General features: G+C 68.8%; 33 protein-coding genes and 4 tRNA genes. 23 read left to right on the top strand and 14 right to left on the bottom strand.

Annotated elements, in window-relative coordinates:
- Positions 1 to 237: 237 nt before the first annotated feature.
- Positions 238 to 708, top strand: coding sequence for a type IV pilin (locus FN829_RS07685; RefSeq protein WP_142986407.1), 471 nt, complete (start codon positions 238 to 240; stop codon positions 706 to 708).
- 213 nt (positions 709 to 921) lie between these two features.
- Here the strand turns inward: FN829_RS07685 and FN829_RS07680 are convergent.
- From FN829_RS07680 to FN829_RS07655, 6 genes are all read right to left on the bottom strand, one after another.
- A tRNA-Pro gene (locus FN829_RS07680) sits at positions 922 to 992 on the bottom strand.
- Between the two features lie 46 nt (positions 993 to 1,038).
- Positions 1,039 to 2,199 (bottom strand): succinylglutamate desuccinylase/aspartoacylase family protein, encoded by a 1,161-nt coding sequence (locus tag FN829_RS07675; RefSeq protein WP_142986406.1) that lies wholly within the window; start codon positions 2,197 to 2,199, stop codon positions 1,039 to 1,041.
- Between the two features lie 22 nt (positions 2,200 to 2,221).
- Complete coding sequence (locus FN829_RS07670; protein ID WP_142986405.1) at positions 2,222 to 3,244, bottom strand: RNA-guided pseudouridylation complex pseudouridine synthase subunit Cbf5; 1,023 nt, start codon at positions 3,242 to 3,244, stop codon at positions 2,222 to 2,224.
- Positions 3,245 to 3,283: 39 nt separating this feature from the next.
- On the bottom strand, positions 3,284 to 3,862 hold the full coding sequence (gene cmk, locus FN829_RS07665; protein WP_142986404.1) for a (d)CMP kinase: 579 nt from the start codon (positions 3,860 to 3,862) through the stop codon (positions 3,284 to 3,286).
- Between the two features lie 80 nt (positions 3,863 to 3,942).
- Positions 3,943 to 4,284 carry a hypothetical protein gene (locus FN829_RS07660; protein ID WP_142986403.1) on the bottom strand — a complete coding sequence of 114 codons (342 nt, stop codon included), beginning with the start codon at positions 4,282 to 4,284 and terminating at the stop codon, positions 3,943 to 3,945.
- The gene (locus FN829_RS07655) at positions 4,274 to 5,314 is read right to left on the bottom strand and encodes a zinc-binding dehydrogenase (RefSeq protein ID WP_142986402.1); all 1,041 of its coding nucleotides are present in this window, start codon (positions 5,312 to 5,314) and stop codon (positions 4,274 to 4,276) included. The genes FN829_RS07660 and FN829_RS07655 overlap by 11 nt, the downstream gene beginning before the upstream one ends.
- Before the next feature lie 234 nt (positions 5,315 to 5,548).
- On the opposite strand from FN829_RS07655, the gene FN829_RS07650 reads away from it, so the two are divergent.
- The 13 genes from FN829_RS07650 to rpsB all read left to right on the top strand — a co-directional run bounded on the left by FN829_RS07650 (position 5,549) and on the right by rpsB (position 11,782).
- Positions 5,549 to 5,634: transfer RNA gene (locus tag FN829_RS07650), tRNA-Ser, on the top strand.
- Between the two features lie 56 nt (positions 5,635 to 5,690).
- Positions 5,691 to 6,212 (top strand): 30S ribosomal protein S13, encoded by a 522-nt coding sequence (locus tag FN829_RS07645; RefSeq protein WP_142986401.1) that lies wholly within the window; start codon positions 5,691 to 5,693, stop codon positions 6,210 to 6,212.
- On the top strand, positions 6,209 to 6,736 hold the full coding sequence (locus tag FN829_RS07640) for a 30S ribosomal protein S4 (protein WP_142986400.1): 528 nt from the start codon (positions 6,209 to 6,211) through the stop codon (positions 6,734 to 6,736). Before FN829_RS07645 ends, FN829_RS07640 begins: the two co-directional genes overlap by 4 nt.
- Before the next feature lie 4 nt (positions 6,737 to 6,740).
- Positions 6,741 to 7,130 (top strand): 30S ribosomal protein S11, encoded by a 390-nt coding sequence (locus FN829_RS07635; RefSeq protein WP_142986399.1) that lies wholly within the window; start codon positions 6,741 to 6,743, stop codon positions 7,128 to 7,130.
- A 1-nt stretch (position 7,131) separates the two neighbouring features.
- Entirely contained in the window at positions 7,132 to 7,884 is a 753-nt protein-coding gene (locus FN829_RS07630) for a DNA-directed RNA polymerase subunit D (RefSeq protein ID WP_142986398.1), read from the top strand.
- Between the two features lie 136 nt (positions 7,885 to 8,020).
- Positions 8,021 to 8,105 (top strand) — tRNA-Leu (locus tag FN829_RS07625).
- Positions 8,106 to 8,143: 38 nt separating this feature from the next.
- The gene (locus FN829_RS07620; RefSeq protein ID WP_142986397.1) at positions 8,144 to 8,497 is read left to right on the top strand and encodes a 50S ribosomal protein L18e; all 354 of its coding nucleotides are present in this window, start codon (positions 8,144 to 8,146) and stop codon (positions 8,495 to 8,497) included.
- Positions 8,494 to 8,943, top strand: coding sequence for a 50S ribosomal protein L13 (locus FN829_RS07615; RefSeq protein WP_142986396.1), 450 nt, complete (start codon positions 8,494 to 8,496; stop codon positions 8,941 to 8,943). Before FN829_RS07620 ends, FN829_RS07615 begins: the two co-directional genes overlap by 4 nt.
- Positions 8,937 to 9,335, top strand: coding sequence for a 30S ribosomal protein S9 (locus FN829_RS07610; protein ID WP_142986395.1), 399 nt, complete (start codon positions 8,937 to 8,939; stop codon positions 9,333 to 9,335). Before FN829_RS07615 ends, FN829_RS07610 begins: the two co-directional genes overlap by 7 nt.
- A gap of 12 nt (positions 9,336 to 9,347) precedes the next feature.
- Positions 9,348 to 9,542 (top strand): DNA-directed RNA polymerase subunit N, encoded by a 195-nt coding sequence (locus tag FN829_RS07605; protein ID WP_066417409.1) that lies wholly within the window; start codon positions 9,348 to 9,350, stop codon positions 9,540 to 9,542.
- 3 nt (positions 9,543 to 9,545) lie between these two features.
- Positions 9,546 to 9,728, top strand: a complete 183-nt coding sequence (locus FN829_RS07600) for a DNA-directed RNA polymerase subunit K (RefSeq protein WP_066417411.1) — start codon at positions 9,546 to 9,548, stop codon at positions 9,726 to 9,728.
- The gene (gene eno / locus FN829_RS07595; RefSeq protein ID WP_142986394.1) at positions 9,725 to 10,927 is read left to right on the top strand and encodes a phosphopyruvate hydratase; all 1,203 of its coding nucleotides are present in this window, start codon (positions 9,725 to 9,727) and stop codon (positions 10,925 to 10,927) included. The genes FN829_RS07600 and eno overlap by 4 nt, the downstream gene beginning before the upstream one ends.
- A 15-nt stretch (positions 10,928 to 10,942) precedes the next feature.
- Positions 10,943 to 11,782 (top strand): 30S ribosomal protein S2, encoded by an 840-nt coding sequence (rpsB, locus tag FN829_RS07590; protein ID WP_142986393.1) that lies wholly within the window; start codon positions 10,943 to 10,945, stop codon positions 11,780 to 11,782.
- Between the two features lie 70 nt (positions 11,783 to 11,852).
- Here the strand turns inward: rpsB and FN829_RS07585 are convergent, their stop codons facing one another.
- Positions 11,853 to 12,416 (bottom strand): mechanosensitive ion channel domain-containing protein, encoded by a 564-nt coding sequence (locus FN829_RS07585; protein WP_142986392.1) that lies wholly within the window; start codon positions 12,414 to 12,416, stop codon positions 11,853 to 11,855.
- Positions 12,417 to 12,544: 128 nt separating this feature from the next.
- Here FN829_RS07585 and mvk point away from each other — a divergent pair, with 128 nt between their 5' ends.
- Together mvk and FN829_RS07575 are read left to right on the top strand one after the other, a co-directional pair.
- A complete protein-coding gene (mvk, locus tag FN829_RS07580; RefSeq protein WP_142986391.1) occupies positions 12,545 to 13,561 on the top strand; it encodes a mevalonate kinase in 1,017 nt (338 codons plus the stop codon).
- Positions 13,562 to 13,644: 83 nt separating this feature from the next.
- Complete coding sequence (locus FN829_RS07575; RefSeq protein WP_246066474.1) at positions 13,645 to 14,388, top strand: isopentenyl phosphate kinase; 744 nt, start codon at positions 13,645 to 13,647, stop codon at positions 14,386 to 14,388.
- Positions 14,389 to 14,394: 6 nt separating this feature from the next.
- Here the strand turns inward: FN829_RS07575 and FN829_RS07570 are convergent, their stop codons facing one another.
- The gene (locus FN829_RS07570; protein WP_185955716.1) at positions 14,395 to 15,165 is read right to left on the bottom strand and encodes a response regulator; all 771 of its coding nucleotides are present in this window, start codon (positions 15,163 to 15,165) and stop codon (positions 14,395 to 14,397) included.
- Positions 15,166 to 15,259: 94 nt separating this feature from the next.
- Between FN829_RS07570 and FN829_RS07565 the strand changes: the two genes are divergently transcribed.
- Entirely contained in the window at positions 15,260 to 16,303 is a 1,044-nt protein-coding gene (locus FN829_RS07565) for an Mrp/NBP35 family ATP-binding protein (protein WP_142986388.1), read from the top strand.
- Positions 16,300 to 16,641, top strand: coding sequence for a hypothetical protein (locus tag FN829_RS07560; RefSeq protein WP_142986387.1), 342 nt, complete (start codon positions 16,300 to 16,302; stop codon positions 16,639 to 16,641). The genes FN829_RS07565 and FN829_RS07560 overlap by 4 nt, the downstream gene beginning before the upstream one ends.
- A gap of 46 nt (positions 16,642 to 16,687) precedes the next feature.
- Here the strand turns inward: FN829_RS07560 and FN829_RS07555 are convergent.
- The 3 genes from FN829_RS07555 to FN829_RS07545 all read right to left on the bottom strand — a co-directional run bounded on the left by FN829_RS07555 (position 16,688) and on the right by FN829_RS07545 (position 18,065).
- A tRNA-Thr gene (locus FN829_RS07555) sits at positions 16,688 to 16,761 on the bottom strand.
- A gap of 88 nt (positions 16,762 to 16,849) precedes the next feature.
- Positions 16,850 to 17,395 (bottom strand): GNAT family N-acetyltransferase, encoded by a 546-nt coding sequence (locus FN829_RS07550; protein WP_142986386.1) that lies wholly within the window; start codon positions 17,393 to 17,395, stop codon positions 16,850 to 16,852.
- Positions 17,396 to 17,447: 52 nt separating this feature from the next.
- Positions 17,448 to 18,065: a CBS domain-containing protein gene (locus FN829_RS07545; RefSeq protein ID WP_142986385.1), complete on the bottom strand. Its 618-nt coding sequence runs from the start codon at positions 18,063 to 18,065 to the stop codon at positions 17,448 to 17,450.
- A gap of 154 nt (positions 18,066 to 18,219) precedes the next feature.
- Here FN829_RS07545 and udk point away from each other — a divergent pair, with 154 nt between their 5' ends.
- Positions 18,220 to 18,918 (top strand): uridine kinase, encoded by a 699-nt coding sequence (gene udk / locus FN829_RS07540; protein ID WP_142986384.1) that lies wholly within the window; start codon positions 18,220 to 18,222, stop codon positions 18,916 to 18,918.
- 46 nt (positions 18,919 to 18,964) lie between these two features.
- Here udk and FN829_RS07535 read toward each other — a convergent pair whose 3' ends face one another.
- Together FN829_RS07535 and FN829_RS07530 are read right to left on the bottom strand one after the other, a co-directional pair.
- Positions 18,965 to 19,378 carry an Lrp/AsnC family transcriptional regulator gene (locus FN829_RS07535; RefSeq protein WP_142986383.1) on the bottom strand — a complete coding sequence of 138 codons (414 nt, stop codon included), beginning with the start codon at positions 19,376 to 19,378 and terminating at the stop codon, positions 18,965 to 18,967.
- Between the two features lie 131 nt (positions 19,379 to 19,509).
- Positions 19,510 to 19,941, bottom strand: a complete 432-nt coding sequence (locus FN829_RS07530) for a pyridoxamine 5'-phosphate oxidase family protein (protein ID WP_142986382.1) — start codon at positions 19,939 to 19,941, stop codon at positions 19,510 to 19,512.
- A 231-nt stretch (positions 19,942 to 20,172) separates the two neighbouring features.
- Between FN829_RS07530 and carA the strand changes: the two genes are divergently transcribed.
- Both carA and surE read left to right on the top strand, forming a co-directional pair.
- Positions 20,173 to 21,234: a glutamine-hydrolyzing carbamoyl-phosphate synthase small subunit gene (gene carA, locus FN829_RS07525; RefSeq protein ID WP_142986381.1), complete on the top strand. Its 1,062-nt coding sequence runs from the start codon at positions 20,173 to 20,175 to the stop codon at positions 21,232 to 21,234.
- Between the two features lie 170 nt (positions 21,235 to 21,404).
- Complete coding sequence (gene surE, locus FN829_RS07520) at positions 21,405 to 22,358, top strand: 5'/3'-nucleotidase SurE (RefSeq protein WP_142986380.1); 954 nt, start codon at positions 21,405 to 21,407, stop codon at positions 22,356 to 22,358.
- Between the two features lie 2 nt (positions 22,359 to 22,360).
- Here surE and FN829_RS07515 read toward each other — a convergent pair whose 3' ends face one another.
- Complete coding sequence (locus FN829_RS07515; protein WP_142986379.1) at positions 22,361 to 22,591, bottom strand: hypothetical protein; 231 nt, start codon at positions 22,589 to 22,591, stop codon at positions 22,361 to 22,363.
- 396 nt (positions 22,592 to 22,987) lie between these two features.
- Between FN829_RS07515 and FN829_RS07510 the strand changes: the two genes are divergently transcribed.
- Entirely contained in the window at positions 22,988 to 24,760 is a 1,773-nt protein-coding gene (locus FN829_RS07510) for a glutamate--tRNA ligase (protein ID WP_142986378.1), read from the top strand.
- Between the two features lie 80 nt (positions 24,761 to 24,840).
- Complete coding sequence (locus FN829_RS07505) at positions 24,841 to 25,170, top strand: 4Fe-4S dicluster domain-containing protein (protein WP_142986377.1); 330 nt, start codon at positions 24,841 to 24,843, stop codon at positions 25,168 to 25,170.
- The last annotated feature ends 2 nt before the right edge of the window (positions 25,171 to 25,172 follow it).

The raw sequence follows: 25,172 nt of genomic DNA, 5'->3' as shown, positions 1-25,172 counted from the left end.
ATCCGTGCGGTGTGTCGGCACGTCTGGCTGCGCAGCCGCCGCCCCACGGATCGTCCACGAACTCCGCCGAGAAAACCTCGATCGTCCAATCATTTCTCACCGACAACTAATTTTCAACGTTGATATTTATGGCAGCAAGTACTTATGGAAGGTCCGCCTCCCTTCAACTAACCAGCATCCGGTCGGGGGATCGAGGGGGTTCGACGTCCCGAACCGACGAACCGCTGGATTCAGACAATGAAACCACACAACCTGTTCAACACGGACGACCGCGCGGTGAGTCCCGTTATCGGCGTCATCCTTATGGTCGCCATTACGGTGATCCTGGCGGCCGTCATCGGGACGTTCGTACTCGGTCTGGGGGATTCGCTCGGAGACAGTCAACCGACGGCACAACTAGAGGTCAGCCTCGACGAGACAAATAATCAAACCGTGATCGAACACGGTGGAGGAGATCCCATCGAATCGGACACGCTTCGTGTCATTGTGTCTAGTGGCAATAATGAAGGTACGACTACCATTAGTGATAGACTTTCTGTTGGAGATCGAATTAATACCACATCTACCGGTTCTAACAATGTTAGCAGCGGAGAAGAGGTCCGTGTTCGAATCATTCACCAGCCGAGTGATTCCATCCTCGTCGACAGAACACTCGAAGTCGTGGATAACTTCGCATTCGCTGATGACTTAAGCTTCAGCTCACCGTAGACGACTCTCACTTTCACCCGTTTGTTATTCTCGTCCGATACTGACGCCGAAGATACTTCTAGGACCTATACGATTCGAGACAGTTGCTGTTTCGGTAGCCGATCGGTTCTTCAGACCCGCCGATCTGGCGGTTCATAACGTACCCCAGAATGTCGCTTTCGGGCGTTAGAGGGTACTGAAGTCCTCGATAATGAAGACCAGTAAAATTTTTGATGGGACCGCTGAGAGTCGAACTCAGGTCCTACGGACCCCATCCGCAGAGGATACCACTACCCCACGGTCCCGGGTCGCACTCGGAGGAACGACCGTCCCGTAATTAAGGACTTCGTTTCAGTCTTCGCCGTCCTCGCGGGGGACGACGAGGTCGCCATCGTCGCGCACCGCCAGGCTCGCGATCGGGTCGCCCTCGTAGACGGCCAGCCCTTCACGTCGCGAGATGGCGTACCCGTCGTGGTCGGCCCGGATCGTTTCCTGCTGTTCGCCCGTCGCGGAGACGACATCGGCGAGGACGTCGCCCTCGGCGAACGACTCGCCCGCGTCGACGCGATGGCGAACGAGCCCCGAAGTCTCGGTCGTCGGACCGCGATACCGCCGAACCGGGTAGTCGACGGGCACCTCGTCGACGTGCTCCGCGGGCTCGCCGACGCGCGCGGGGACGTCGTCGGGAGCGAGCAGGCCGCGCTCGACCGCGACCGCGAACGCGCCGGCGACGCCGCCCGCGACGAGGCGGTCGTCGACGACGGAGTGCGAGCCGAGTTCGGCGGTGAACGCGGGGATGCCTGCCTCGTTGAGGACGGCTCCCGCGAGCGATCGCTGGAGGTTCTCCTCGACGTACTCCGCGGCGGGGTACTCCGTGAGCGTCGGAAAGCCGAAGGCGTCGACGACGGACTCGAGCTCGGTCGCGAGCGCCTCCGCCGCCGACTCGCTCCGGCGGTCGCCGTACAGCACCCGGTCCCGGATCGCGAACGGCTCGCTGTCGACGCCCGCGGTGTGACAGTCGATCAGGGCGTCCGCGGCGACGGCGTCGGCGGGGTCCGAGCCCGCGTCTCCCTCGCCGACGATCGCCCCGTAGAGCCGGGCGTCGATCCGCTCCTGGAGCTTCGGCGGACGCGCAGACGTCGCGTCTGCGTCGGGGAAGTACCGGTTGGGATCCTCGTCGTCGTAGTAGGTGTGCCGGGCGTTCCGGCGGAGACCCGCGGGCGAGACGACCGGGACGGCGACGACCGCGCCGGCGAGCGACGCCAGCGCCTCCGGGTCGTCGGCGAGCGCGTCCATCGTTTCGAGGACGACGGCGATTCCGGTCGCCTCGTCGCCGTGGACCCCGCCGGTCAGCCAGAGCGTCGGTCCCGGGTCGGCCCCGTTGGCGACGATCACAGGGAGTCGCTCGGGCGTTCCGGTCGGCAGGTCGGCGACGTCGAGCCAGCCGCGGTCGACGGTTCCGGGTGCGGCGCTCGCGCTTCCGAGTTCGAGTCGGTGTCGGTCGGCTTCCATGGACGAACGGCTGCCGGCGGAGCTATAAAAGAACGCGTTCGAGCGCGACGACCGTCCCCGACTCGGCGGCCGGATCGCCGACGAACCGGCCGAGACAGACGGCCGTCCCGTTCGGCACGTAACAGGCGACGAGCGGGGGCTCCGTTTGGTCTTCGCGGTTCGGCGTGTCCGCGGCGTCGGCCGCGTCCAGGTCGCTGTCGATCACGCCGGGCGCGTAGACGGGGGCCCCGGTGGCGACGTTGCGCGCGGCGGAGGGCGCGACCGTCACCGACGGGAGGTGGACCAGCGCCTCCTCGGCGGGGCGGACCACCTCGCGGAGGAGTTCGTCGTCGCCGTCCTCCGCCCACGCGAGCGCGTCCGTGAGGTCTTCGAGCGTGTGGAGATCGGTGTCGTCGAAGGGGTCCGTGGCGGTCCGGCGGAGGTGTCCCATGTGCGCGCCGACGCCGGCGGCGAGCCCGAGGTCGTGACACAGCTTGCGGACGTACGTCCCGGACTCACAGCCGATCCGGAGCAGGGCGCGCCGCTCCTCCAGTTCGAGCACGTCGAGGTCGTGGATCGTCCGAGTCCGCAGCCGGCGGGTGACCGCGCTCTTTCGAGGCGGCTTCTGGTAGATCTCCGCCTCGAACTCCGCGGCGACATCCCGGAAATCCGCGGGCGCTGGCCCGTGGAGCTCCAGCACCGAGACGTATTCCTTCCGGCCCTCGAGGAACACCTGTGCCATCCGGGTCGCGATTCCGGTGAGCGTCGGGAGACAGCCCGTGACCTTGGGATCGAGCGTGCCCGCGTGGGCGACGCCGTCTATCCGCGGCCCGTCGGGATCGAGGACCGCGAGCGTCCCGTTGATCGCGTCGCGCACCCACGCGGAGAGCTGGTGGGAGGAGGGTCCCGCGGGCTTGTCGACGTTGACGACGCCGAACCTGAGCAGTTCGGGGACCGACCGCTCGCCGGGCGGGGCGCGGATCGGGTCGTCACCCGCGGCGGCGGAGTCGTCGCTCGCGGCGGCGGCGGATCCGGGATCGGTGTCGGTGTCGATGTCGTCGGTCATTTCGGGTGGTGTATGCCTGAATTCCGGATTCGGCACCGTTCAGAAGTCGTAGGAGACGCCCTCGATCGGGACTTTCCCCTCGTCGTCGTCGGGGTCGTAGGCCTCGACCGTGGCGACGAGCGCGTCGAGGAACCGGTCGGGTCCCCATCGGGCGGTGTTGTAGGCGGCGTCGTAGATGGACAGATCGTCGATGTCGACGTCGTAGTACTCCAGGTACCGCTTCCGCTCGGAGGCCTCGCGGCGAAGCGTCTCCTCGCGGGCCTGCGAGACGGGCTTGTCCTCCCGATCGGCGATCCGCTCGGCACGGACCGCGACGGGGGCGTCGAACCAGAACCGCAGGTCGGCGTGCTCGCCGGCGAGCCAGCCGGCCAGCCGCGATTCGAGCACGACCGCCTCGCGGGTCGTCGCGATCTCGCGGAGCCGACGGTCGAGGTCGCGGTCGATGTCGCCGTCGTCCTCGGCGTGCTCGTTGAACTCGACGGGCGTCATGCCGCGGTCCGCGGCCATCTCCCGGAAGATGTCGCCGCCGGAGACGTGGTCGAGCCCGAGCGCCTCGGCGAGCCCCGCGGCGTTCGTGCTCTTCCCGCTTCCCGGCGGGCCGGAGACGGTGATCAACATATCCACCCTCCGGCAGGCCCGTTCAAAACGGTTATCGTTCGCGTTCGGGACCGCGACGCAGCGTGGTAGTTCATAGCGTGTTACTCCGTCGCGGCCGTCATCGACCAGACCGCGACGAGCCCGAGCAGGACCGCGGGGACGAGCGGGAGCGCGAGGTACGTCGCGAAGAAGGTGAACCCGAACGCCCCGGCGGCGTACGGGTACGCGTAGATGATTCCGGGAATGACGAGGACGCAGGCGAACAGCACGGCGGTCAGCGCCCACCCCTTCCGGCCGAAGCCGTCGGCGGCCGGTTCCGCGGTCTCGTCGGCCGCGTCCGCGGCGGCCTCGGCGTCCGTCGCGGAGCGTTCCGCGTCGCCGTCGGCCGGGATCTCGTCCGGCGTGTGGACGTACCTGCCGTCCGCGTCGGTCTCAGAACTCACTGTCGGGTTTCAGGACCACTTTGCCAAAGCCCTCACGGTTCTCTATCATCTCGTGGGCGCGCGCGGCCTCGCTCATCGGGAGCGTCTCGCGGACCCGCGGCTCGAAGGTGCCGTCCCAGACGAGCTCGAGCACGTCGTCGACCTCGCCCGGCGTCGCCATCGTTGAACCGATCACGGAGAGCTGGTTCCAGAAGATCCGGTTCAGCCCCGCGTCCGGGTTCGGCCCGGTCGTCGCCCCGCAGGTGACGAGCCGCCCGCCCTTCGCCATGGACTTCAGCGAGTCGGGGTACGTCGCCGCGCCGACGTGGTCGACGACGACGTCGACGCCGCGCTTTCCAGTTATGTCGGCGACCTCCTCGGCGAAGTCGTTCGCCTCGTAGTCGACGACGTGATCGGCTCCACAGTCCTCGGCGTGCGCGAGCTTCTCCTCGCTCGAGGCGGTCGCGAACACCTCACACCCCGCGTGGTCGGCGATCTGGACCGCGGCGTGGCCGACACCCCCGGACGCGCCGAGAACGAGCACCTTCTCGCCAGCCTCGATGTCCGCACGCGTGTGAAGCATGCGCCAAGCGGTCTGGAAGACGAGCGAGACCGAGCCGGCGATCTCCCAGTCGACGCCCGACGGGACGGGAACGAGGTTCTCGGCGGGCACCGCCGCCCGTTCGCTGTGGACGCCGCGGACGTGTTCGCCCAAGATGTGAAAGGAGACGCAGAGCGACTCCTCGCCGTCCCGGCAGAACTCGCAGCTCCCGCAGGCGACGCCCGCGCTCACCGCGACGCGGTCGCCGGGCTCGAACCGATCGACGCCCTCGCCGACCGCTTCGACGACGCCCGCGGCGTCGCTGCCGGGGACGTGCGGCATGTCGAGGTCGACGCCGGGCAGCCCGCGGCGGGTCCAGACGTCGAGGTGGTTCACCGCGCCGGCCTTGACGTCGACGAGCACCTCCCCGCGGTCGGGGTCGGGATCCGGGAACTCGCCGTACTCGATCACGTCGCGGGCGCCGTGGGCGTCGAACTGGACGGCCTTCATGGGAACACCCATCGCAGCGGATCACTAAACGGTATGGCAATCGGTGGCGGCGGCAGCGATCGCCGTCGTCGCCGGCACCCTCGTGGGCGTTCCCCAGTGCCCGACTCTCCCGTGTCAACGAGAGCCACGTCTCCGGGCTTTCGTGACGTTTAAGTACCGATGCGTGGTCCATTCGAACGCACGAACTGCAGGGGTACCGGACCCCGAGTCCGCGAGGGCGACGATACGACGCGAGTTGCGGTAGCCAAGCCTGGCCCAAGGCGCAGGGTTGCTAACTCTGTGGCGTCACTGCCTCCGGGGTTCGAATCCCCGCCGCAACGCTCGAAACGACCGAGCACCGCCGGATCGCGCCGGTAGGGCTCACTGCGATCAACACATGAGCACGGAAGAATCACAGGACGACTCGCCGGAGGAGGAGGAAGACCTCCAGTACTTCGTTCGGATCGGGGGCGCGGACCTCGACGGGACGAAGACGGTCGAGCGAAGCCTATCTGAACTCAACGGCATCGGCACGCGCATGGCGCGGCTGGTCGCCGAGGAGGCCGGCGTGGACCGGACGTCCACGTTCGGGCTTCTCGACGAGGCGGACATCGAGGCGGTGGTCGACGTCGCCGAGAACCTCGAGGACCACGTCCCGTCATGGATGACCAATCGACAGAACGACTTCTTCACCGGGGAGACGACCCACCTCGTCGGCACCGACGTCAACGAGAAGCGGCGTCACGACATCAACCGGATGAAGCAGATCGAATCGTACAAGGGCGTCCGACACAAGCGCGGCCAGAAGGTCCGCGGCCAGCGGACGAAGTCCACGGGCCGGACCGAGGGGACCATCGGCGTCAACGTCGAGGAGATCCGCGAGGAGATGGCCGACGAGGAAGCGGGTGACGAGGAATGAGCACCGGCAAGAACACCAAAGGCTACGAGACGCCGAACCACCCGTACCAGGGCGAGCGGATCGCCGAGGAGTCCGACCTCCTCTCGCGGTACGGTCTGAAGAACAAGGAGGAACTCTGGCGGGCGCAGTCGGAACTGCGTCGCATGCGCCGGGAGGCGCGACGCCTCCTCGGCGAGGCCCAGGGTGACGTCGACGCCGCCCAGGAGGCGGGCTCGGAGTTCGTCGCGCGACTGCGCCGCATCGGCGTGCTCGGCGACAACGACGACATCTCGACGGTCCTGTCGCTCGACGTGACGGACCTCCTCGAGCGCCGCCTACAGACGGTGGCGTACCGACAGGGGTTCGCCTCCTCGACGAAGCAGGCACGCCAGTTCATCGTTCACGGACACGTCACCGTCGACGGGGCGCGCGTGACGCGCCCCTCGGTGAAGGTCGACGTGAGCGACGAGGGCGCCATCGCCTTCGACGAGACGAGTCCGCTCGCGGACGACCTACACCCCGAGCGCGCGGAGTCACAGGAGTAAACACATGAGCCAATCCGAGGACGGAAAGTGGGGAATTGCCCACGTGTACGCGTCGTTCAACAACACGCTCATCACGGTCACCGACGAGACGGGCGCCGAGACGATCGCCAAGTCGTCCGGCGGCACCGTGGTGAAACAGAACCGAGACGAGGCGTCGCCGTACGCCGCCATGCAGATGGCCGAGGTCGTCGCAGAGCGGGTCAAGGAGGCCGGCTTGGAGGGCGTCCACGTCCGCGTGCGCGGCCCCGGCGGCAACCTCAACAAGTCGACCGGCCCCGGCGCGCAGGCGACGATCCGCGCGCTGTCGCGTGCCGGCGTCGAGATCGGTCGAATCGAGGACGTCACGCCGATCCCGCACGACGGGACGAAGGCGCCAAAGAACAAGCGAGTCTGACATGACGGAAGCCGACTTCGACGTGGAGTACGTCGAACGGGACGATCGCAGCGCGCGGGTGCTGATCCGCGGGCTCACGCCGGCGTTCGCGAACGGCATCCGCCGCGCGATGATCGCCGACGTCCCGACGTTCTCGATCGACACGGTGCGGTTCGTCGAGAACTCCTCCGTGATGTTCGACGAGATGATCGGGCTGCGATTAGGGCTCGTTCCGCTGACGACGCCGCTCGACGAGTTCGAGATCGGCGACACCGTCACGCTCGCGCTCGACGTCGAGGGGCCGGCGACCGCCTACTCCGGGGACATCGAGTCCGCGGAGCCGCTGGTCGAGCCCGCCGACGAGAACGTGCCCATCGTCGAACTGAAGGAGGGACAGCGGCTGGAGTTCGAGGCCGACGCGGTCCTCGAGGCCGGCAAGGAGCACGCCAAACATCAGGGCGGCGTCTCCGTCGGCTACAGACACCTCCAGCGCGTCACGGTCGAGGGCGACCGCGGCGAGTTCGACGACGAGGAGCCGCGAGTCCTCCGCGGCGTCATCGAGACGCCGGAGGGAGAGGTCGTCGTCACCGACGAGTTCGGTAACGACCTCTCGGAGCGGTACCCCGGAAAGGAGGTGCGCGTCGAGGACGTCCCCGGCGCGTTCGTCTTCCACATCGAGACGGACGGCTCGTTCACGGTCGAGGAACTGCTGCTCCGCGCGATCGATTCCATCGAGGAGCGCGCGGACGAACTTCGAACGAAGGTCGCGGTCTAAGGAATGTCGACTCCCCGAACCACCCACACGGCGCTCGCCCCGTTCGCGAGCGGCGACGCCGTCGACGACGACGGCGCGGTTCCGAACGGCGGGACCGAAAGTGGTTTGAAGGGAGCCGGATTACCCAGGAGTGCACGCAGGGATAGCCAAGTCAGGCCAACGGCGCAGCGTTCAGGGCGCTGTCCTGTAGAGGTCCGCAGGTTCAAATCCTGCTCCCTGCACTCCGCTTTTCAGGAACCCCCCACAGGGAGGGACAGCTATGAGTAGCAAGACGAATCCGAACTTACAGAACCTCATCGCCGATCTGAAGTCGGTCTCGCGTGACTCCGGTGCCAACGTGTGGCAGGACGTCGCCGACCGACTGGAGAAGCCGCGGCGTACCCACGCCGAGGTCAATCTGGGTCGCATCGAACGGTACGCAAACGAAGACGAGACGGTCGTCGTCCCCGGCAAGGTGCTGGGCAGCGGCGTCTTGGAGAAGAACGTCACCGTCGCCGCCGTCGACTTCTCGGGCACCGCCCGCACGAAGATCGATCAGGCCGGCGAGGCGGTGTCGCTCGACCGGTTCGTCGAGGACAACCCCGAGGGCGGCAACGTCCGGGTGATCCGATGAGCCTCGCGAAGGTCGACGCCGACGTCGTCGTCGACGCCCGGGACTGTATCCTGGGCCGAGTCTCCTCGAAGGTCGCACAGCGCGTCCTCGACGGGGAGACGGTCGCCGTGGTCAACGCCGAACACGCGGTGATCACCGGCAACGAGGAGGCGACGATGGACACCTACCACACTCGCGCGAACCTCGGCTCGGACAGCGGGCCGTACTACCCCAAGCGTCCGGACCGCATCTTCAAGCGGGCCATCCGCGGGATGCTGCCGTACAAGAGCGAAGACGGCCGCGAGGCCCTCTCGAACGTTCGCGTCTACGTGGGTAACCCCTACGAGCGCGACGAGGACGCCGAGGCGGTCGTTCTCGACGGCACGTCGCTGGACCGACTCTCGAACATCAAGTTCACCACGCTCGGGGACGTCTCCGAGTCCCTGGGAGCTAACGTCACATGGTAACGAACACCTCCGGTAAGAAGAAGACGGCCGTCGCCCGCGCCACGGTGCGCGACGGCGAGGGCCGCGTTCGAATCAACTCCCAGCCGGTCGAGCTGGTCGAACCAGAGCAGGCGCGCCTCAAGATGCTGGAGCCGTTCCGCATCGCCGGCGACGACATCCGCGACGGCGTCGACATCGACATCGACGTGACCGGCGGCGGGTTCAGCGGTCAGGCTGACGCGACGCGGACCGCCATCGCTCGTGGGCTCGTCCAGCACCTCGGCGACGCGGAGCTGCGCGACGCGTACATGAGCTTCGACCGCACGCTGCTGGTCAACGACGTGCGCCAGTCCGAACCCAAGAAGTGGGGCGGACCCGGCGCGCGTGCCCGCTACCAGAAGTCCTACCGCTGAGGTGATCCAGTTATGATGATCCCCGTCCGGTGTTTCACGTGCGGCAACGTCGTGGGTGAACACTGGGAGGAATTCAAAGAGCGCGCTCGCGAGGGCGATGAGGACCCCGGCGAGGTGCTCGACGACCTCGGCGTGAACCGACACTGCTGTCGGCGGATGCTGGTCAGCCACCGCGACCTCGTCGACGTCGTCTCGCCGTACCAGTAATACATGTCAACACAGAGATACAATCGGTACGAGAAGGCGCGGATCCTCGGGGCGCGCGCCCTACAGGTGTCCTACGGGGCACCCGTGCTGATCGAGACGGACCAGACGGAGCCGATCCTCGTCGCCGCGGAGGAGTACGACGCGGGCGCGCTTCCGTTCACGGTCCGGAGGGAGGCCGACGCGTGACCCGGATCACGAACGTGTCGCTCCGTCGGATCCTCGACTCGCGGGGCAACCCGACGGTCGAGGCGGACGTGCTCACCGAGTCCGGCGGCTTCGGTCGCGCGGCAGCGCCGAGCGGCGCGTCGACCGGCGAATTCGAGGCGATCGAGCTCCCCGCCGAGGAGTCCATCGCGAAGGCCCGCGAGCGCGCGGTTCCGCGGCTCGAGGGGCTTTTCGCCGGCGACCAGCGGTCGGTCGACGCCGCGTTGCGCGCGGCCGACGGCACCGACGACTTCTCCGCGATCGGCGCGAACAGCGCGGTCGCGATCTCGATGGCGGCGGCAAAGGCCGGCGCGGACGTGCTCGGTGCGCCGCTGTACCAGCATTTGGGAGGAGCGTTCCGCGGCGACAACTTCCCGATCCCGCTCGGCAACGTCGTCGGCGGCGGCGAACACGCCAAGGAGGCGACTCATATCCAGGAGTTCCTCGCCGCACCGGTCGGCGCGCCGAGCGTCTCGGAGGCCGTCTTCGCGAACGCCGCGGTCCACGCGGCGGTCGCGGACGTGCTCGACGAGCGCGGCGTGCCCGCGGCGAAGGGCGACGAGGGCGCGTGGGCCCCGCCGATCTCGGACGCGGAGGCGTTCGAGGTCGTCGCGGAGGCCGTCGAGACGGTCGAAGACGAGGTCGGTTTCGAGATCCGCTTCGGGCTCGACATGGCAGCGGCCGAGCTGTACGACGACGACCGAGAGGCGTACGTCTACGGCGAGGAGATCAAGTCGACGGACGAACAGATCGAGTACGTCGCCGGCCTCGTCGAGGAGTACGACCTCGCGTACGTCGAGGACCCGCTCGACGAGAACGACTACGAGGCGTTCGCGGCGCTGACCGACCGGGTCGGCGACCGGACGCTGATCTGCGGCGACGACCTATTCGTCACCAACGTCGAGCGGCTCCGCGAGGGGATCGACGTCGGCGCGGGAAACAGCATCCTGATCAAGCCGAACCAGATCGGGACGCTCTCGGACGCGTTCGACGCGGTCGAGCTCGCGACCCGGAACGGCATGGAGAGCGTCATCTCCCACCGCTCGGGCGAGACCGAGGACACGACCATCGCACACCTCGCCGTGGCGACCGACGCCGCCTACATCAAGACGGGCACGGTCGGCGGCGAGCGAACCGCCAAGCTGAACGAACTGGTCCGCATCGCGGACGACGCGGTATGACGGATACCCACACGCATGAGTGAAGACAACGACGCGGTCGAACTCGACGAGGACGCCGAGACCGAGGCGGTCGACGCGGACGTCGAGGAGGAGGCCGACACGACCGAGGAATCGACCGCAGACGCGGGTGCCGAGGAGGCCTCCGCCGACGCTGGAACGGAAGAGACGACCGCCGCGGCCGACGACGTCGAGGCGGCCGCCGAGGGCGACGAGGCGGACCTCGAGGACGAGGAGGAGGCCTCGCCGTTCGACGACGACGTCATGCCCGACGACGACGTCGACCTGCTCATTCCCGTCGAGGATTACCTCTCCGCGGGGGTCCACATCGGGACCCAACAGAAGACGGCCGACATGGAGCGGTTCATCCACCGCGTCCGCGACGACGGGCTCTACGTGCTCGACGTGAGCGAGACGGACGGCCGGATCCGCACGGCGGCCGACTTCCTCGCGAACTACGACCCGGAACAGATCCTGGTCACCTCTTCGCGGCAGTACGGTCGCTTCCCGGCCGAGAAGTTCGCCGACGCGGTCGGCGCTCGCGCCCGCACCGGGCGGTTCATCCCCGGAACCCTCACCAACCCCGACTACGCCGGCTACATCGAGCCGGACGTCGTCGTGGTGACGGACCCGATCGGCGACGCCCAGGCCGTCAAGGAGGCGATCACGGTCGGCATCCCCGTGATCGCGATGTGCGACTCGAACAACCAGCTGTCGAACGTCGACCTCGTCATCCCGACGAACAACAAGGGTCGACGCGCGCTGTCGGTCGTCTACTGGCTGCTCGCCAACGAGACGCTCGACCGCCGCGGCACGGACACCGTCTTCGCCCTCGAGGACTTCGAGGACGAGCTGTAAGCCGGCTTTCGATCCGAGTTCGACTCGCTTTTCACCGCCGCTCTATCCCGTCGAGCGACGGCTCCGGCGTTCAGTCGCTCTCGGGGCCGGTCTCTGACTCCGGCACGTCGAGCGTCCACCGCGACTCTATCTCCCGGTTGGCCATCACGATCCGGTCGCCGGCGTCCGTGTCGATCCGGGTCTTCCGCAGCTCGATGGCGGCGACGGTGCCGGTCACGCCCTTCGCCTCCACGCGGTAGCCGGGGTTGAAGTCCGGGTCCTTCAGCAGGTAGATCCCGGCCACGGTGTCCTCGATCATCTCCGAGAGCGCGTAGGAGACGCCGAGCGCGATGAACCCGACGGCGGTGCCCAGACTCGCCGCGATGTCGCCCATGCCGAGGATCTTGAGGAACGTGAGCGCGACGCCGAACCACAGGAAGACGGCGATCACGGTGACGAGGAGGTCACCGACGAGTTCACGGTCGTCGACGTACAGCCGCCCGATCGAGGTCCGAACCAGCGCGAGGACGATCCTGACGGCGACGTACGCCAGTCCGAGGAAGACGAACCCGGACAGCGCCCGGGGGATCGCGGCGAACACGCCGTCGAGGAAGTCGGCGAGCGACCCGGTGAGAAGCGACGGTATCGGGGTCATGGGGCGCACGAGGACGGCCGACGGTGAAAAGGTACGGGAACGGCCGACTCGTCGGCGTCTCCACGGCGTCCCGGTCCGGCGACCCGCCAAACGCAATACCTGTAAACCCGCGGGGAGAGGTGGGTCGTATGACCGTCTGTGAAGCGCCGGGGAAGGTGTACCTCTTCGGCGAACACGCCGTCGTCTACGGCGAGCCCGCGGTCCCGGCGGCGATAGAGCGCCGGGCGCGGGTGACCGCCGAGCCGCGGGAGGACGACCACGTCCGGGTCACCGCCGAGGACCTCTCGCTCGACGGGTTCACCGTCGAGTACGCCGGCGGGACCGGTGACCGTCCCGACATCGACGCGCCCGCGCCGCTCGTCGAGGCCGCGATGGGGTACGTCGACGCCGCGGTCCGACAGGCCCGCTCGGCGGCCGACGCGCCCGACGCCGGCTTCGACATAACCGTCGAGAGCGAGATCCCGCTGGGTGCGGGACTGGGGTCGTCGGCCGCGGTCGTCGTCGCGGGGATCGACGCCGCGACGCGCGCGCTCGGCGAGCCGCTCGACCGCGAGGAGCTGGCCGACCGCGCCTACCGCGCCGAGTTCGAGGTCCAGGAGGGACAGGCCTCCCGCGCGGACACGTTCTGCTCGACGATGGGCGGTGCCGTCCGCGTCGAGGGCGACGACTGCGAGGCGATCGACGCGCCGAACCTCCCGTTCGTGATCGGGTTCGACGGCGGCGCGGGCGACACCGGCGCGCTCGTCGCCGGCGTCCGTGAACTGCGCGAGGAGTACCGATTCGCCGCCGACACGGTTCGAGCGATCGGCGACATCGTTCGCGACGGCGAGGAGCTGTTGGCGGAGGCGGTCCCCGAGGCGGACCCCTCCCGCGAGCTGCTCGAGGAACTGGGAGACCTGATGGACTTCAACCACGGGCTGTTGGCCGCGCTCGGCGTCTCGGCGCGCTCGCTCGACGCGATGGTGTGGGCCGCGCGGGACGCCGGGGCACACGGAGCCAAGCTCACCGGGGCCGGCGGCGGCGGCTGTATCGTCGCGCTCGACTCCGACGCCGAGACGCCGACCGCGCTCTCGTACACCCAGGGATGTGAGGAGGCCTTCCGTGCCGAGCTGGCGACCGAGGGCGTCCGGGTGGTGGAGCCGTGACCGCCGGCGAGTGCGGCTCGGACGGCGACGACTCGTCCGCCCCCGCCGACGACTCGTCCGCCCCCGCCGCCGACCCGCCCGTCGTGCTCAAACTCGGCGGGAGCGTGATCACCGAGAAGGACCGCCCCGAGACGGTCGACGACGCGGCGCTCGCGACCGCCACCGACGCGCTCGCAGCTGCCCTCGACCGCGGCTCGGTCGACCGGCTCGTCGTCGTCCACGGCGGCGGGAGCTTCGGACACCACCACGCCAGCGAACACGGGGTCTCGACGACGGAGGGCACCCACGACGCCGACGCGGTCATGGACGTCCACGGCGCGATGGTGCGGCTCAACCGGGCCGTCCTCTCGTCGCTTCACGACCGGGGCGTACCCGCGGTTCCGGTTCACCCGCTCTCGCTCGCGGCGCGACCCGGAGGCGTCGACGGCAGCCTCGACCTGCCGCTCTCCTCGACGGCGACGTTGCTCGGGGAGGGGTTCGTCCCGGTCCTCCACGGCGACGGGGTCGCCACCGCCGGCGAGGGCGTGACGGTCGTCTCCGGCGACGAACTCGTCGTCGAACTCGCCGCGGGGCTCGGAGCCGATCGGGTCGGCGTCTGCTCGACGGTCGCCGGCGTCCTCGACGCCGACGGGTCGGTGATCCCCTCGATCGAGTCCTTCGAGTCCGTCGCCGACGCGCTCGGCGCGAGCGACGCGACCGACGTCTCCGGCGGCATGGCGGCGAAGGTGAGAGAGCTGCTGGCGCTCGACGCGCCGGCGTCGGTCTTCGGTCCGGCGGGGTTGGAGGCGTTCCTCCGCGGCGAGGCGGTCGGAACGCGGATCGACTGACTCGACTCACTCGCCGTCCGACGCCTCGATCGGCTCCGCCCCGCGGATGATACACACGTGTCCGCCGTCGGTCGTGTGCGTCAGGACGAGCCGTTCGCGGATCAGCCGATCGTCCTCGTCGCGGACGGTCGCCTCGCCGGTCCAGTGTCCCTCCTCGGTCACGATCGGGAGGATTTCCTCCGTGAACCGCTCGATCTGGTCGTCGGGATAGAACTGTTCCCAGTGGCGGCCGACGACCTCCTCGGAGGACCGGCCGTACACCGAGGCGTACGCCTCGTTGGCGAAGAGGTACCGACCCTCGGCACCGAGGATCCCGATCGGCTCGTTTGCCGCCTCCAGGGCGGCGATGCTCCGTTCGACCTGTCGCATGAGTCGGTGTCTGTCGACCGCGTTCCGGAGTCGGTTGACGAGCACCTCGAACTGGTCGCCGCCGCCGCGCTTCTGGAGGTAGTCGGTGACGCCCGCGGAGATCGCCTCGCTCGCGACTTCCTCCGACCCCTTGCCGGTGAACAGCACGAACGGGAGCTCCGTGTCGTCCTCGCGCACCCGCTCGAGGAAGTCGATCCCCGTGCCGTCGGGGAGGTCGTAGTCACAGACGACCGCGTCGAAGGACGCCTCGCGGTACCGCTCGCGCCCCTCGTCGATCGTGGGGACGGGTTCGTGACTGACGGCCGGCGCGAGCCGGTCGAGATACGTCGCCGTGAGGTCGGCGAAGGCGGCGTCGTCCTCGACGTGGAGGAGCCGGATCGGCGCGGTCGACTCCGAGCCGTCGTGCATACGTGAACGGTATTCCGTCGTGACATAAACGCTTCGGGGACCGATCCGATCGCCGTACCGAACCCTTATTCGCGCCACCGCCCTCCTCTCGGACATGAACGAAGCGGACGTCAGAGAGCGGCTGCGGGAGGTCGAGGACCCCGATCTCGGCGACGACGTGGTCTCGCTCGGGCTGGTGAACGGGGTCGACCTCGAGGAGGAGGCCGGGACGGTTCACGTCTCGTTGGCGCTCGGTGCCCCGTTCTCGCCACACGAGTCGACGATCGCCGACGGCGTGCGGGCCGCGCTCGCGGACACCGGCCTCGACGTGGAGCTGTCGGCGTCGATCCCCGACGACCTCTCGGCGGCCGAGCAGGTGTTGCCCGGCGTCGAGAACGTGATCGCGGTCGCCTCCGGGAAGGGCGGCGTCGGGAAGTCGACGGTGGCGGTGAACCTCGCGGCGGGGCTCTCGGAGCTCGGCGCGCGGGTCGGGCTCTTCGACGCCGACGTGTACGGCCCGAACGTCCCGCGGATGGTCGCGGCGGAGGAGCGGCCGCAGACGGACGGCGAGACGATCGTGCCGCCGGAGCGGTACGGCGTGAAGCTCATGAGCATGGACTTCCTCACCGGCGAGGACGACCCCGTGATCTGGCGCGGGCCGATGGTCCACAAGATCATCACCCAGCTCGTCGAGGACGTCGAGTGGGGCGAGCTCGACTACCTCGTGATGGACCTGCCGCCGGGAACGGGCGACACCCAGCTCACGATCCTCCAGACGCTGCCGCTGACGGGCGCGGTGATAGTCACCACGCCACAGGACGTGGCGCTCGACGACGCGGTGAAGGGCCTCCGGATGTTCGGCAAACACGACACGAACGTGCTCGGGATCGCGGAGAACATGGCCGGGTTCCGGTGTCCGGACTGCGGCGGGTTCCACGAGATATTCGGCTCCGGCGGCGGGAAGGCGATGGCGGCCGACCACGACCTGCCGTTCCTCGGCGGGATCCCGCTCGATCCCGCGGTGCGGACCGGCGGCGACGACGGCGCGCCCGTCGTGCTCGGCGAGGGCGACACCGCCGACGCCTTCCGGGTGATCACGGAGAACGTCGCGAACAACGCCGGCGTCGTCCGCCGCCGCGAGGCCGGCGAGGGACGATGACCGGGGAGGACGAACGGGTGGAACGCGAAGACGAGTCGGCCGACGGCGACGAGGGGTCCGCGGACCCGCTCGCGGCCGCCGGCGTCGATCCGGTCGTGCCGGACTCGGCGACCGACGCGGCGGCCGAGGAGTTCCCGCCCGACGACGAGGTTCGGGAGTTCCTTCGCGAGGTCGCCGAGGACGTGCGGGGCGACAGCTCGGAGAGCAAGCAGCTCTCGGCGGTGCTGTACCGGGTGTCGGACCTATACGACTCGGCCGAGTCGACCTCGCCCGAGGAGATCTATCTCAACGTCCGCCACATCATGCGGATCAAAGAGCAGGGCGGGATCGAGCGGTAGTCGCGGTCGTCGGAGAGGTCGAAGCCCGGGACGTCGGACGGTCGGAAGCCAGGGCAGGGAGTTGAACCCCGGAAGTCTCGATTACAAGTCGAGTGCATGAACCACCCATGCTCCCCTGGCGCGGTCGAACGTTCTCGACGCTCGTATGAGTGCGTGTCGCTTTCGGCGAACCTCCCGGGACGGGTCTCGGAACGACCTCCGGTACGACTCACTCCCCGTCGCCGATCTCCTTGCGGAGTTCGACCCGGTGGAGGTCGTAGCCGTGATCCGCGTAGAACGAGCGCGCGCGCTCGTTATCCGCGAGCGCCTCCAGCGCGATCGCGTCCGCGCCCGCGTCCGCCAGCTCGCGTTCCGCCGCCGCGAGCAGCGCCGTTCCGATCCCCTCGCCGCGGCGCTCCGGCGTCACGAAGAGGTTGCTAACGACGCCGCGCGTCCGGTCGCGCTCGTAGCCGTCGCGCTCTATCGAGAACGCCACGAACCCGACGATCGGGTCCTCGGCGTCCGCTCCGTCGTTGCTCCTGCCGCCGTTCCCGTCGTTCTCCCCGCCGCCCTTTTCGCCGTCCCGCGCCACGAGCAGCTCGCCGGTGACCACGCTTCGGGCGACCCACTCCCTGACCGCGGCCCGGTTCGCCGACGCGAGCAGCGTCGACCCGTGCCGGCGCTGGCCGCGGGCGAGCGCCACCCACCGGTCCGTGATCGCGTCGACGTCGTCGACGGTCGCCGCGACGATCCGCGGTTCATCGGGTTTCGACACGACTCGTAGTAGCCTCCTTCCGTGCTTTGAGCCTGCCGCTCGACGCGTCGGCTCAGACCTCCCGGCAGTTCGGACAGATGGCCTGTCCGTTCGCGTCCGCGAGGTCCGGTGCGAGCGCGCCGCACACCTCACAGACGCCCTGGGTCGGTGCGCCGGCGGCGTCCGTCGAGGAGGCGGTCCGAGCCCGCTCGGACCCCCGCGCCGCGTCGGCCGTTCCCGACCGAGTCGTCTCGAGACGGGCGCCGTTCCGCACGTCTGCGGCGCCCGTCGGCTCCTCGGGAGGATCCTCGTCCCGCGCCGCGCCCGCGGCGAGCGAGTCGCGCGCGGTGACGACCCCGACCGCCTCCCCGTCGGCGGCGACGACGACGCGGTCGATCCCCTCCGCGACCAGCCGCTCCTCGACGGCCCGGAGCCCGTCGTCGGGCGCGACCGTCGGCAGCGGCGGTCGCATCACCGAGCCCACGGTCGCGTCGTCGACGTCGCCCTCGAGGACGGCCGCGAGCGCGTCCCGCGCGGCGAGCCGGCCGACGGCCTCCCCGCCGCGGAGGACGACCAGACAGTCGGTTCCCTCCTCGACCAACAGCGCGGCCGCGTCCGCGAGCGTGTCCGACTCGCTGACCCCGAGGAACTCCCGGTGCATCACGTCGCGAACCGTGGTATCTATGCGCATACTCGCGGATCGGCGTCGACCGGCTAAAAACTGCCCCCGGTACCGTTATCACGCCTCCGGGCGTAGAACGCGGTTCGGCGGATGACGCCGGGAGAACCCCGAAAACGGCGAGCGGAAAGGGAGGCTTGAAACGCCCCCGCGTCGGAACGCGGGTATGACCATACCCTCGTTCGTGATCGGGATCGCGGGGGGGACCGGCGCGGGGAAGACGACGGTCTCCCGGCTCGTCACGCAGAACCTCGGCGACGACGTCACGCGGATCCCGCTCGACAACTACTACGAGGACCGCTCGGAACTCTCCTTCGAGGAGCGCCAGGAGGTCAACTACGACCACCCGTCCGCCTTCGAGTGGGAACTCCTCCGCGACCACCTCGAGACCCTGTTGGAGGGCCAGCCGGTCGAGATGCCCCAGTACGACTTCGAGGTCCACAACCGGAAGGACGAGCGGACCACCGTCGAGCCGACCGACGTCATCGTGCTCGAAGGGATCCTCGCGCTCCACGACGAGGCGATAAACGGGATGATGGACCTCCGGCTGTACGTCGAGACGGACGCCGACGTGCGGATCCTCCGGCGGATCCGCCGCGACGTACTCGAGCGGGGCCGCGATCTGGAGGGCGTCATCGACCAGTACCTCTCGACCGTGAAGCCGATGCACGAGCGGTTCATCGAGCCGACGAAGGGCCACGCCGACCTGATCATCCCGGAGGGGGCGAACAGCGTGGCGGTCAACCTGATCGAGGAGAAGCTCCACGCCGAGATCGAGGGGAACGCGATGCGTAACTGGGAGCGCGGGAGCCTGGAGCGCGAACTCGCCGAGAAGCGGTCGCCCGATCTCGACGCCGACGAATGAGACGGGCGGGCGGCTCGCGGGCTCACCGCGACCGTGCTCGTCCGGATCAACCGAGCCGTTCGTCGAGGATCAGCCGGGTCTTCGTCGACTTGACGTCGTCCAGCTCGCGCGCCTGCGTGATGAGTTCGTTGACGGCGCGGGTGTCGACCGCGTCGACGACGAGGACGATGTCGTCCTCGCCGGAGACCTGCCAGACGAAGTCCACCTCCTCCCACTCCACCATGCGCTCGCCGACGGCGGCGGTGTCGACGTTCATCTCCACGGAGATCTCGATCATCGCCTTCACGTTGCCGGTCCGGGTGGTGACCGTGAACCGCTCGATGACGCCCTCCTCGGTCAACCGGTCGACGCGGTTGCGGACCGTCCCCTCGGAGGTGCCGACCCGGTCCGCGATCTCGGTGTAAGGGGTTCGCGCGTCCCGTCGCAGGATCGAGAGGATCCGGCGGTCGAGGTCGTCCATACGGCGAGGAGGGACGGCGGCGACTTACGGCTTACGAAGATCGTAACTACCCTTCGAACTCCACAACGACAACGGAGCGTGAGTGCGATGTTCGTAGCCGATTTCGATGCGGTTTTCGACACGTGACGCCGTTACTCGATCGTTTTTCGACCGATGACGGTCTTCATCCCGATCTCATACAGGGTGAATTCGACGCTCGAAACGGCTTCGTCGAACAGGCGAAACGGCTGGAACCACTCGTTGACCGTCGTCTCGTCGACGTCCGTCTTCCACTCCCGGATCGGTCCGCGGACGTGAATACTCCATGATTCGTTCGTCGACGCTTCATAGCACACGAACGTGGCGGTCTCGGTCGTCTCGAGGAACCGCCCCTTCTCGCTCTCGTCGTCGTGTTCGCTCACTCGGAGGAGGAGCCGATCGCCGTCGTAGTGGTAGCTCAGCGGGATCGCGTACGCGTCGCCGTCGTTCGCCAATCCGAGAACGCCGTGCTCTCCCGACCGCAAACGGTCTTCGATCTCGGATTCGGTCATTCCGGCGGTGTACACGTACTCGACGTGGTCCATAGTCGTCGAGACGACGCGGAGCGACAAAACAGGTGGTACGGATCGACGGCGTCCTCTCGGGACTCATCGATCGCGTCGTCACTCCGTCGAGCCGGCGTCCATCATCGGAAACGACCGGGGATCGGGCTCTGACGGACGGTCGCTCTCGGCTTCTCGACACATCCCGTTACGAATTTCGCAACTGAACTTCGAACGACGCATTTAATACGGTTCCTCCGTACGTATCTCGTAATGTCGGACGCCTACATCGCGCTGGCCGACGGACGCGTGCTCGAAGCGCGCACCCGTTCGCCGGGGCGGACACGCGGTGAACTCGTGTTCACGACCGCGTACACCGGCTACGAGGAATCGCTGACCGACCCCTCCTACGCCGAGCAAGTGCTGACCTTCTCGTACCCCCTGATCGGGAACTACGGCGTCCGAGAGGAGCGATTCGAGTCCGATTCCGTCCAGCCCCGCGCGGCGATCGCCCGCGAGATGACCGACGACGTCGCCGAGTGGCTCGAGAGCGAGGGCGTCCCGGCGATCGACCACCTCGACACCCGCGAGATCGTCACCACCGTCCGCGAGGAGGGCGCGATGGCCTGCGGGATCGCCGCCGGCGAGGATGCGACCCCCGAGGACGCGATCGAGGAGATGGAGGCCTGCGAGCCGATGAGCGCGCACGTCGACATCGGCGCGGGCGTCTCGGTCTCGGAACCGACGGTCCACGAGGGCGGCGACGAGGCGACGATCGCGCTGCTCGACTGCGGGGCGAAGGGGTCGATCATCTCCTCGCTCACCGAGCGCGGCGCGGACGTCCACGTCCTCCCGTACGACGCGACCCCCGAGGACGTGGCGGCGGTCGAGCCCGACGTGCTGTTCGTCTCGAACGGCCCCGGCGACCCGGAGAACTTCGTCGCAGCCCAGGAGGTCGTCGACGCCTACGCCGGCGACCTGCCGATGGCCGGCATCTGTCTCGGCCAGCAGGTGATCACGAGCGCGCTCGGCGGCTCGACCGAGAAGATGTCCTTCGGCCACCGGGGCGTCAACCAGCCGGTCAAGGACCTCCGCACCGACAAGGTGGTGATGACCACCCAGAACCACGGCTACACCGTCGCCGACACCGGCCCGCTCGAGGTGACGCAGGTGAACGTCAACGACGACACCGTCGAGGGACTCGACAGCGAGGAGCTGGACGTCATCACTCGCCAGTACCACCCCGAGGCGAACCCCGGTCCGCACGACTCGCTCGGCTTCTTCGACGAGGTGCTGGAGTTGGCGGAGTCGCGCCAGCCGGTCGCCGCCGACTGACCGCGACCCCGACTCGGTCCGAACCTCACCCCGCATCCATCTCACCCCGTATCCACCTCACCGTCGGAGTACCAGCCCTCCACCGGCGCTCTTTCGCGCTATAGTACGTCCTATCGCGCCACTCGGCCGCTTCCGGCGGCGTTTTCACCCGTGACCTCCCAGAGACCACCATGACACGCGAGGTCCTCCTCACCAACGACGACGGGATCGACGCGACCGGGATCCGGGCGCTCTCGGAGGCGCTCTCGGCCGAGTACGACGTGACCGTCATCGCACCGGCGACGAACCAGTCGGGCGTGGGCGGAAACCGGTCGTGGTGGGAGACCACCGTCGAGTACACCGAGCGCGACCTCGGCTACGCGGTCGAGGGGACGCCGGCCGACTGCGTCGCCGTCGCGGAAGTCGCCCTCGAGTTGGAGCCCGACGTCGTCGTCTCCGGCTGTAACCACGGGCCGAACATCGGCGCGCACGTCCTCGGGCAGTCGGGGACCGTCGGCGCGGCAATGGAGGCGGCGTTCCTCGGGACGCCCGCGATCGCGGTCTCGTTGTACGACCGCGGCAACCTCCCGATCCCGCCGACGGTCTCCCACGACGACTTCGCGCTCGCGGGGCGGGTCGCGGCCGATCTCGTCGCCCGCGTCGACGACGGGGGGCGTCTCCCCTTCGGCGCGGACGTGCTCAACGTCAACGTCCCCGCCGCGGACGACGAGGCCGCCGCCGACCCGACCTATCGGGTGACCGAACCCGCCCGCGGCTTCGACGTGATCGAGTTCCACCCCGGGACGGAGGCCGCAGCGCCGGGGACGGACGCGACTGGCGAGGACGGGGAACGCGAGACTGACACCGCCGGCTCGGGCGATCCCGGCGGCGACGCCTCCGGATTCGGCGAGCGGCGCGGCGAGATGGGGATGGAACTGCGCGACCGCTTCTGGCGGGAGTTCCTCCGGGGCGACGTGGCCGACGACCCGGGATCCGACCGACTCGCGACGGTCGAGGGCGAGGTGAGCGTCTCGCCGCTGTCCTCGTCGCGGTCGGTCGCCGGCGACCGGGTCGGCGAGACGTTCGACGTCGCGGGCGAAACGCTCGATATCGACGACGGAACGCTCGAGGCCGCCGGCGAGTAGGCCTACCGGAGCCGTCGGGAGCCGTCGGTGAACTCGGCGGCCAGCCGGCTCAGATACCAGACGACGAGCAGTCCGAGGAGGAGCCCGCCGACCGCGGCGATCGCGAGTTGGGCCGGCGTCGGGTCCCCGAGCATGGCGATGAGCGGCGGCGAGACCGCCACCAGAAGCAGGAACCCGATCTTCACCTTCCGATTTCCGGCGTCGCGTTCCTCCCGCGACATCGGCTCTACCATCCCGTACCCCCGGGGCGTGTGCGCCCCGGTCCGAACCCTCGCGTCTCCATACCCGCTCCACGTCCCGGGCCGATATAATCCCGCTGACCGAACGCGGTCGACTGCCGGTCGATCGGCAGCGATCGCCGGTCGTCGACCCTGCCGGATCCGCCCGGTAGGTCGTCGTTAATATATAAATCTCGCGACCGTTCACGCCCGTCAGCGAATCTCGACGGCGTGAACGGTCTCGACCGTTTATAGCCGCGCGTCTCCGACGTGTCCACGCCCCTACCCGCGGCCCCGACGGTGGGACGGGAGCGGGCGGATCGCCGGCGTCTCGCCGACGCGATCCGCGTCTCCCGCCGTGACGCCGACGGTTTCGCGGCGTTTTTGAGTCGACCCCGACAACCCGACAGTATGGACGACGAACTCCGCGAGCGGGTCGAGGCGGCCGGCGAGACGGCCGCGCTCTTCAACGCGCTCAAACACGGCAGCGACCCCGACGTGGGCGCGATCATGGGCCCGTTGATGGGCGAGAACCCCGAGTTCCGCCCGCACGGCGACGAGATCCCCGGCGTGATCGCTCCGATCGTGGCCGAGGTCGGCCGGATGGACGAGACGGAGCGACGCGAGCGGCTCGAGACCCTCGCGCCCGATCAGCTCGCGGAACTCGAAGCCGACGACGAGGGGGACGAACACGTCCTCCCCGACCTGCCGAACGCCGAGGAGGGAGCGGTCGTGATGCGCGCCGCGCCGAACCCCAACGGCCCCTGGCACATCGGGCACGCCCGGATGCCCGCGGTGATCGGGACGTACAAGGAGCGGTACGACGGCGAGTTCATCTGCCGGTTCGACGACACCGACCCGGAGACGAAACGGCCCGATCTCGACGCCTACGACGCGATCCTCGAGGACATCGAGTACCTCGGCTTCGAGGCCGACCGCGTCCTGCGGGCGTCCGACCGCCTCGAGACCTACTACGAGCACGCTCGCGAGCTGATCGACCGCGGCGGGGCCTACACCTGCTCGTGTTCCGGCGAGGCGTTCTCGGAGCTGAAGAACGACGGCGAGGCCTGTCCGCACCGCGAGAAGGACGAGGAGACCGTCCGCGAGGAGTTCGCGGCGATGGTCGACGGCGAGTACGACGCCGGCGAGATGGTCCTCCGGGTGCGAACCGACATCGACCACAAGAACCCCGCGCTGCGCGACTGGGTCGCGTTCCGGATGATCGACACGCCGCACCCCCGCGAGGAGGCGGCGGAGTACCGCTGTTGGCCCATGCTCGACTTTCAGTCGGGCGTCGACGACCACCTCACGGGCGTCACCCACATCATCCGCGGCATCGACCTCCAGGACTCCGCGAAGCGCCAGCGGTTCGTCTACGACTACTTCGACTGGGAGTACCCCGAGGTCCTCCACTGGGGTCACGTCCAGCTCGACGAGTACGACGTGAGCCTCTCGACGTCGACGATCAAGGAGCTCATCGCGGCGGGCGAGCTGACGGGGTGGGACGACCCGCGCGCGCCGACCATTCGATCGGTCCGCCGGCGAGGGATCCGCGGCGAGGCGCTCGTCGAGTCGATGACCGACCTCGGGATGTCGACCTCCGACGTCGATCTGGCGATGTCGTCGGTGTACGCCAACAACCGCGACCTCGTCGACGACGGAGCCGATCGGTTCTTCCTCGTGCGCGACCGCGAGGACGACCCGGCCGTCGAGCTTCCGGTCGTCGACGGCGACGCGCCCGCGCCGGCCGCCGGCCGCCCCGCGCGACACCCCGACCACCCCGACCGCGGCGACCGGACGATCCCGGCGGGACGGGTCCTCGTCGAGGCGTCCGACCTCCCGCCGGCCGGCGAGCGGGTCTGGCTGAAGGGGTACGGCCCCGTGCGCCGCGAGGACGACGAGCTCGTCTACCTCGACGCCGACATCGACGTGGTCCGCGACGGCGACGTCGACGTGGTCCACTGGGTTCCCGTCGAGGAGTCGCTCGAGACGCTCATGCGGACCCTCGACGGCGACGTGCGGGGATACGCCGAGCCGGGGATCGCCGACGCCGCCGTCGATGACGTGGTCCAGTTCGAGCGGATCGGCTTCGCCCGGCTCGACTCGTTCGACCCGACCGGCACCGACGAGCCCGACGGGCCGACCGGCGAGGAGGACCTCGTGGCGTACTACGCGCATCCCTGAGCGGGTGCCTCCGACCGGACGGGACGTCAGCCGATCCGCGTCGCGGAGTTTAACTGTCGACGCGCGAAAGCCACGGCAAGATGGGCATCGACCCGAACTTCGAGCGGAACCTGGAGCGGACCGGCGAGGAGCACGACGTCGACGTGTGGGGGCCGGTCGAGCCGCCGGAGAAGCTCGGGGTCCGCGGGACCCACGTCGCCGTCGACTTCGACATCTGTCTGGCCGACGGCGCGTGTCTGGAGGACTGTCCGGTCGACGTCTTCGAGTGGGTCGACACGCCCGGCCACCCCGAGTCCGATCGGAAGGCGAACCCGACCGACGAGGACCAGTGTATCGACTGTATGCTCTGTGTCGACGTCTGCCCGGTCGACGCCATCGACGTGGACCCCGGCCGCGAGAACCGCATCTGAGA

Source organism: Halorubrum cibi (assembly GCF_900182635.1).
GTDB classification, from domain to species: domain Archaea; phylum Halobacteriota; class Halobacteria; order Halobacteriales; family Haloferacaceae; genus Halorubrum; species Halorubrum cibi.
This window is presented reverse-complemented; position numbering and strand designations above follow the sequence as displayed.

Excerpts from the sequence above, each read along its gene's own strand:
- FN829_RS07685 (WP_142986407.1), top strand. The coding sequence starts at position 238 with ATGAAACCACACAACCTGTTCAACACGGACGACCGCGCGGTGAGTCCC.
- FN829_RS07675 (WP_142986406.1), bottom strand. The coding sequence starts at position 2,199 with ATGGAAGCCGACCGACACCGACTCGAACTCGGAAGCGCGAGCGCCGCA.
- FN829_RS07670 (WP_142986405.1), bottom strand. The coding sequence starts at position 3,244 with ATGACCGACGACATCGACACCGACACCGATCCCGGATCCGCCGCCGCC.
- cmk (WP_142986404.1), bottom strand. The coding sequence starts at position 3,862 with ATGTTGATCACCGTCTCCGGCCCGCCGGGAAGCGGGAAGAGCACGAAC.
- FN829_RS07655 (WP_142986402.1), bottom strand. The coding sequence starts at position 5,314 with ATGAAGGCCGTCCAGTTCGACGCCCACGGCGCCCGCGACGTGATCGAG.
- FN829_RS07645 (WP_142986401.1), top strand. The coding sequence starts at position 5,691 with ATGAGCACGGAAGAATCACAGGACGACTCGCCGGAGGAGGAGGAAGAC.
- FN829_RS07640 (WP_142986400.1), top strand. The coding sequence starts at position 6,209 with ATGAGCACCGGCAAGAACACCAAAGGCTACGAGACGCCGAACCACCCG.
- FN829_RS07635 (WP_142986399.1), top strand. The coding sequence starts at position 6,741 with ATGAGCCAATCCGAGGACGGAAAGTGGGGAATTGCCCACGTGTACGCG.
- FN829_RS07630 (WP_142986398.1), top strand. The coding sequence starts at position 7,132 with ATGACGGAAGCCGACTTCGACGTGGAGTACGTCGAACGGGACGATCGC.
- FN829_RS07620 (WP_142986397.1), top strand. The coding sequence starts at position 8,144 with ATGAGTAGCAAGACGAATCCGAACTTACAGAACCTCATCGCCGATCTG.
- FN829_RS07615 (WP_142986396.1), top strand. The coding sequence starts at position 8,494 with ATGAGCCTCGCGAAGGTCGACGCCGACGTCGTCGTCGACGCCCGGGAC.
- FN829_RS07610 (WP_142986395.1), top strand. The coding sequence starts at position 8,937 with ATGGTAACGAACACCTCCGGTAAGAAGAAGACGGCCGTCGCCCGCGCC.
- FN829_RS07605 (WP_066417409.1), top strand. The coding sequence starts at position 9,348 with ATGATGATCCCCGTCCGGTGTTTCACGTGCGGCAACGTCGTGGGTGAA.
- FN829_RS07600 (WP_066417411.1), top strand. The coding sequence starts at position 9,546 with ATGTCAACACAGAGATACAATCGGTACGAGAAGGCGCGGATCCTCGGG.
- rpsB (WP_142986393.1), top strand. The coding sequence starts at position 10,943 with ATGAGTGAAGACAACGACGCGGTCGAACTCGACGAGGACGCCGAGACC.
- FN829_RS07585 (WP_142986392.1), bottom strand. The coding sequence starts at position 12,416 with ATGACCCCGATACCGTCGCTTCTCACCGGGTCGCTCGCCGACTTCCTC.
- mvk (WP_142986391.1), top strand. The coding sequence starts at position 12,545 with ATGACCGTCTGTGAAGCGCCGGGGAAGGTGTACCTCTTCGGCGAACAC.
- FN829_RS07570 (WP_185955716.1), bottom strand. The coding sequence starts at position 15,165 with ATGCACGACGGCTCGGAGTCGACCGCGCCGATCCGGCTCCTCCACGTC.
- FN829_RS07565 (WP_142986388.1), top strand. The coding sequence starts at position 15,260 with ATGAACGAAGCGGACGTCAGAGAGCGGCTGCGGGAGGTCGAGGACCCC.
- FN829_RS07560 (WP_142986387.1), top strand. The coding sequence starts at position 16,300 with ATGACCGGGGAGGACGAACGGGTGGAACGCGAAGACGAGTCGGCCGAC.
- FN829_RS07545 (WP_142986385.1), bottom strand. The coding sequence starts at position 18,065 with ATGCGCATAGATACCACGGTTCGCGACGTGATGCACCGGGAGTTCCTC.
- udk (WP_142986384.1), top strand. The coding sequence starts at position 18,220 with ATGACCATACCCTCGTTCGTGATCGGGATCGCGGGGGGGACCGGCGCG.
- FN829_RS07535 (WP_142986383.1), bottom strand. The coding sequence starts at position 19,378 with ATGGACGACCTCGACCGCCGGATCCTCTCGATCCTGCGACGGGACGCG.
- FN829_RS07530 (WP_142986382.1), bottom strand. The coding sequence starts at position 19,941 with ATGGACCACGTCGAGTACGTGTACACCGCCGGAATGACCGAATCCGAG.
- carA (WP_142986381.1), top strand. The coding sequence starts at position 20,173 with ATGTCGGACGCCTACATCGCGCTGGCCGACGGACGCGTGCTCGAAGCG.
- surE (WP_142986380.1), top strand. The coding sequence starts at position 21,405 with ATGACACGCGAGGTCCTCCTCACCAACGACGACGGGATCGACGCGACC.
- FN829_RS07515 (WP_142986379.1), bottom strand. The coding sequence starts at position 22,591 with ATGGTAGAGCCGATGTCGCGGGAGGAACGCGACGCCGGAAATCGGAAG.
- FN829_RS07510 (WP_142986378.1), top strand. The coding sequence starts at position 22,988 with ATGGACGACGAACTCCGCGAGCGGGTCGAGGCGGCCGGCGAGACGGCC.
- FN829_RS07505 (WP_142986377.1), top strand. The coding sequence starts at position 24,841 with ATGGGCATCGACCCGAACTTCGAGCGGAACCTGGAGCGGACCGGCGAG.